The organism is Halobium salinum, assembly GCF_026586625.1.
Taxonomy (GTDB): Archaea; Halobacteriota; Halobacteria; order Halobacteriales; family Haloferacaceae; genus Halobium; species Halobium salinum.
The window spans coordinates 1-876 of the sequence record NZ_JAODIW010000011.1; the positions used below are offsets into that span (position 1 = coordinate 1).

An 876-nucleotide genomic window follows, 5' to 3' on the forward strand; every position below is an offset into this window, starting at 1 on the left:
ACGGCAGGCTAGTTCGAGGCCGCGTAGCCCGTTCTAGGCTCCGAGGGCGGGAGAGCGGAGGCGTGGCCCGCGAGCGGAGCGAGCGGGCGAGCGGCCGGCGCCAACGGCCGCGAGAGCGCCGGAGCCGCCGGAAGCGGGCGCCTGCGCCCGACCCGGAAGCCCGCCCGCATGAGGGAGTCCCGACCGGGACGACCGAGAACGAGAGGCGGGGCGGGGCGGTCGGGTTCGAGGTCGCGCTAGCGGTCGGTGCGGACTGCTGTGGAGCGCTCGGTTGTCACGAGACGGACGAACTCTTTCTCGTCGAGCGGGACGGCGAGCAGCGGGTTCTCTGTGACGACCACGCCCGGCGGTGGTCAGCATGAGCGGAACTGACCCTCAGCAGAAAACACGATTGTCCTCCGAACAAGCAGGGTTGTTCTCTACCGACGAGTTCGGCGAGCAGATCGGTCGGCGGGCGTACCATCTCATGACCCAATTCTACGGTGGACTCACCGCAGCCACTGGGGACGCCGACAGTCCGGAGAACCCCCCTTCACTCGCTACTTGCGAACGTTCTCCCACGTCGGTAGGACCTGCCGACTCAGGCGTTCTATCGCCCGAACAGGGTTTGACGGAAATCGAAGCGCAGGCGCTCCCGTTCGTGTTCCGCCTCGGCGTCGAGGAGGTGGGCCGCGCGGTCCGGGTCGTCGCAGGCGGTGGTGACCGACTCACCGCCATCTACGAGGTGATGGGGCGTTCGGACGAGCGGGTCGAGAAGGTCCTCGCTCTCCTGGAGCGCGACGAGGTGAGTCACGCGCTCCGACTCGCGACCTGCGGGCGCCGCTCGGTACAGCTGGAGTGCCCGGAGGATGCGGGCGGCTGTGGGTGGGACGAGAA

At 68.8% G+C, this 876-nt stretch carries 2 protein-coding genes; one reads left to right on the top strand and one right to left on the bottom strand.

Annotated features, from left to right (window positions below; translation table 11 throughout):
- Window positions 1–62 precede the first annotated feature (62 nt).
- Window positions 63–362, top strand: coding sequence for a hypothetical protein (locus N5095_RS21990; protein ID WP_267625374.1), 300 nt, complete (start codon window positions 63–65; stop codon window positions 360–362).
- A 227-nt stretch (window positions 363–589) separates the two neighbouring features.
- Here N5095_RS21990 and N5095_RS21995 read toward each other — a convergent pair.
- Window positions 590–876, bottom strand: a 287-nt coding sequence (locus N5095_RS21995) for a hypothetical protein (protein ID WP_267625375.1), incomplete at its 5' end; no start/stop codon positions are given.